Here is a 4,516-nt window from a genome sequence, read left to right as displayed (position 1 = left end):
TAATTGATCTCGATTTACTTGTGTATTTTTAGTAAGCATTTCAATATCACCTCGATATTCTATGACATAATTATACAAAAAATGTCGACAAAATCCTTTAAAAAAGGATTTTGTCGACAGTCTGAAACAGGAGTAAATTCCTGTTTTTTTTTTTTTTGACTTTCTACTTTTTACGTCTAATTATCACTACTTCTTATAGAACAGAAGTAACAGCTCAATAAATTTTTATATAACAGATTCACTTTTCATTCTTAATTTGTTCAAGGAAACTTCATAAACTCTCCTTAAAAATTAACATTTCACAATATCTTAACAAACCTCCCACTCCTTTCACTTCCTTACCTGTTATACTCAAATCGTAAAATATAACTCCAAACTGTTATATATCTTTTTATTTCAAACAAGAGGTGAGCCTATATGGAACAATGGAAAGGTTTTACAAAAGGTGTTTGGACTAAGGAAGTGAACATTCGGGACTTTATCCAGAAAAACTATACTCCGTACGAAGGTGATGAAACATTTTTAGCAGGTGCTACAGAAGCAACTAAAATCCTATGGAGTCAAGTAATGGATTTAACCAAAAAAGAACGTGAAAAAGGCGGCGTTCTTGAAATGGATACGGAAACTGTATCTACCATCACTTCTCATGGACCTGGTTATTTAAATAAAGATTTAGAAAAAGTAGTAGGCGTACAAACAGATAAACCATTTAAACGCTCACTCCAACCATTTGGTGGTATCCGCATGGCGAAACAGTCATGTGAAGCTTATGGATATCAATTAAATCCATTGATTGAACGGATTTTTACTGAGTATCGAAAAACGCATAACCAAGGAGTATTCGATGCTTACACAGAAGAAATGCTACTTGCCCGAAAAGCAGGGATTATTACCGGTCTTCCAGATGCTTACGGCCGCGGTCGTATTATCGGTGACTACCGCCGAGTAGCTTTGTATGGTGTCGATTTCTTAATGAAAGAAAAACAAAAAGATTTCCGAAATACAAGTAAAATCATGACAGAAGAAACCATACGGTTAAGAGAGGAACTCTCAGAACAATACCGAGCTCTTAAAGAATTAAAGAATCTTGCCGAAAGCTATGGCTTCGATATTTCTGGTCCTGCAAAGAATGCAAAAGAAGCCTTTCAATGGCTATATTTTGCTTATCTTGCAGCGATTAAAGAGCAAAACGGCGCAGCTATGAGCCTTGGCCGGGTATCAACATTCCTAGATATCTACATTGAAAGAGATTTAAAAAACGGTACATTAACCGAGGAGGAAGCACAAGAATTAGTTGATCACTTTGTCATGAAACTACGCCTCGTAAAGTTTGCACGTACGCCTGAGTATAATGAACTTTTCAGCGGTGATCCGACTTGGGTAACAGAATCCATCGCAGGGATGGGAATCGATGGACGTCCGCTAGTCACTAAAAATTCATTCCGCTTCCTTCATACACTTGAAAACTTAGGCCCAGCACCAGAACCAAATTTAACTGTTCTCTGGTCTACTAAACTACCTGAAAACTTTAAAAAGTATTGTGCAAAAATGTCGATTAAGACAAGTTCGATTCAATACGAAAATGACGACATCATGCGCCTTGAATATGGTGATGATTATGGCATAGCCTGCTGTGTTTCAGCCATGGAAATCGGTAAACAAATGCAGTTCTTTGGAGCACGCGCCAACCTTGCAAAAGCATTACTATATGCGATCAATGGCGGTATCGATGAAAAATTAAAAATTCAAATTGGACCAAAATTCCGGCCAATTACCTCTGATGTATTAGAGTACAATGAAGTAATGGAAAAATTTGATCAAATTATGGAATGGCTGGCCGAACTTTATATCAATACATTAAATATCATTCATTACATGCATGATAAATACAGTTACGAACGAATTGAAATGGCTCTGCATGACACACATATTCTCCGAACAATGGCGACGGGGATTGCAGGATTAAGTGTTGTGGCTGACTCCCTAAGCGCCATTAAGTATGGAAATGTCAAAGTCATTCGTGATGAACACGGCTTGGCTGTGGATTTTGATACTATTGGAGACTTCCCTAAATACGGGAACAATGATGATCGCGTTGATCAAATTGCTGTCGAAATCGTTGAAAGTTTTATGAAGAAGCTTCGCAAACATCAAACCTATCGCAATTCCATGCATACATTATCAATTCTCACCATCACTTCTAATGTTGTTTATGGTAAGAAAACAGGCAATACACCAGATGGACGACGAGCTGGCGAACCATTTGCCCCTGGTGCCAATCCAATGCACGGCCGTGATACTAAAGGAACATTGGCTTCCCTATCTTCCGTTGCCAAACTTCCATACAGCTATGCAATGGACGGTATTTCCAATACGTTTTCTATCGTCCCTAAAGCTTTAGGTAAGGATGAAGAAAGCCGGATTAGTCATTTAGTATCGATTTTAGATGGCTATGCCATAAAATCTGGGCATCACTTAAATGTTAACGTCTTTAATAGGGAAACCCTTTTAGACGCAATGGAACATCCGGAGTTATACCCGCAATTGACGATTCGTGTCTCTGGATATGCGGTCAACTTTATTAAACTTACAAGAGAACAGCAGCTAGATGTTATAAACCGTACATTCCACGAGTCATTATAAACATTTCATTAAAGCTCTTGCTGTTAAACGGAAGGAGAACCATCATCATGATCGGAAATATTCATTCCATTGAAACATTTGGAACGGTTGATGGACCTGGCATTCGCTATGTAATTTTTACACAAGGGTGCCTTTTGCGCTGCCAGTTTTGTCATAATGCTGATACATGGGAAATTGGCACCGGGAAAACGATGACTGTTTCCGAAATCATGGATGATTTAGATTCTTATCTACCTTTCATCCAAGCTTCCGGAGGTGGCATTACGGTCAGTGGTGGAGAACCACTGCTTCAAATCTCATTTCTAATCGAATTATTTAAAGAATGTAAAAAGAAAGGGATTCATACGACCATTGATTCCTCAGGAGGGTGTTTTTCTCATTCAAAACTTTTTATTAAACAGCTTGAGGAGCTCTTACAATTTACTGATTTGATTTTATTGGACGTAAAACATATAAATCGGAAAAAGCATATCCAGCTAACTGGAATGACCAATGATCACATTCTTGAATTTGCCAAGTTTCTATCTGATAGAGAAATTCCTATTTGGATTCGTCATGTTCTCGTTCCAACGATAACCGATGACCTAAATGATCTCCAGAAGCTGGGCGAATTTATCGGTACGCTAAATAATGTCCAAAAAATCGAAATTCTCCCCTATCATAAATTAGGTATTTACAAGTGGGAAGCATTAGGTCATGAATATCCATTAAAGCATATTGAACCACCAAGTGACGAAAATGTAGAAATTGCCTATCAAATATTGAAGTCTCACTGGAGACAGCATTCCAAACTCTCAATTGAATAAAAGATGAAAATGATTTTTTCAATCTAAAAAGGCGGAGCTTTCCGCCTTTTGTTATTACTATTCCAATTATTTGCGAAATATATTTAACTTCATTATACTCATATTATTGGTTTCTTTGCGAGGTGATATTATTGTTCCAGCAATATTTAGTGGATCCTTTTACTGTCATTATTCATTTTTTGGCCGAACTCTTTAATGATAGTTATGGACTAGCGATCATTCTTGTTACACTCCTTATTCGTCTTGCCCTTATGCCTCTTATGCTAAAACAATATAAAACTCAAATGGCCATGAAGGAAAAAATGGATATACTAAAGCCTGAAATGGAGGCCATTCAACAACGGTTAAAAACGGAAGAGGATCCTAAGAAAAAACAAGAGCTTCAAATGGAAATGATGGGACTTTACAAAAAACATGGAATCAATCCTTTAAACATGGGGTGTTTACCAATCCTCATACAAATGCCGATTTTAACAGGACTTTATTTTGCGATTAGAAATTCTCATGAAATCGCTACCCATCAATTTCTATGGTTCAGTCTTGGACAACCTGATATTATCATTACTATATTAGCAGGGATTATTTATTATTTTCAATTTAAGGTTTCACAAGCGAATATCCCTGAACAACAAAGAGAACAAATGAAATTTATGGGGCTCTTATCTCCGCTGATGATTGTCATTTTTTCTTTCAATGCCCCAGCCGCTCTCCCACTTTATTGGGTAGTTGGCGGGTTGTTTTTGACCATTCAAACAATGATCAGTCAAAAGTTATTTAAAAGCAAACAAACAAACATGTCTACAAATGAAAAATGAAAACTTTGCTAAATTAAAAAATGCCCAGCTAATAGCTGGGCATTTCAGATTGTAGACAAAAGGCATTCCGAATAAGCTTAATTCGAAATGCCTTTTCAAATTTTAAGCAATTTGTGGTCTATATAAACTTTAATTTGACCCCTACGGGGTCAATTATTATACCATTTTTGGACTAGTCCAAGTCCAGTTTGCCAGTTTCTTTAAATTCATTGCAGCAAAAGTAAGCATCGCCTGCATGGACAATTTTTTAAG

At 36.9% G+C, this 4,516-nt stretch carries 3 protein-coding genes; all 3 read left to right on the top strand.

The genetic code is table 11. The annotated features are described in order from the left end of the window. The first annotated feature begins 417 nt into the window (after positions 1–417). The 3 genes from pflB (at position 418) to yidC (ending at position 4,264) form a co-directional block, all read left to right on the top strand. On the top strand, positions 418–2,643 hold the full coding sequence (gene pflB, locus G4Z05_RS16260; protein ID WP_163252832.1) for a formate C-acetyltransferase: 2,226 nt from the start codon (positions 418–420) through the stop codon (positions 2,641–2,643). Between the two features lie 47 nt (positions 2,644–2,690). After that, complete coding sequence (gene pflA, locus G4Z05_RS16255) at positions 2,691–3,449, top strand: pyruvate formate-lyase-activating protein (protein ID WP_163252831.1); 759 nt, start codon at positions 2,691–2,693, stop codon at positions 3,447–3,449. Between the two features lie 131 nt (positions 3,450–3,580). Next, on the top strand, positions 3,581–4,264 hold the full coding sequence (gene yidC / locus G4Z05_RS16250) for a membrane protein insertase YidC (RefSeq protein ID WP_205597607.1): 684 nt from the start codon (positions 3,581–3,583) through the stop codon (positions 4,262–4,264). The last annotated feature ends 252 nt before the right edge of the window (positions 4,265–4,516 follow it).

The sequence above is a fragment of the Neobacillus thermocopriae genome (assembly GCF_010975035.1).
In the GTDB taxonomy this organism is placed as follows: domain Bacteria; phylum Bacillota; class Bacilli; order Bacillales; family Cytobacillaceae; genus Neobacillus; species Neobacillus thermocopriae.
The sequence above is the reverse complement of the archived record's forward strand: the minus strand, read 5'-3'. Positions and strand labels throughout refer to the sequence as shown.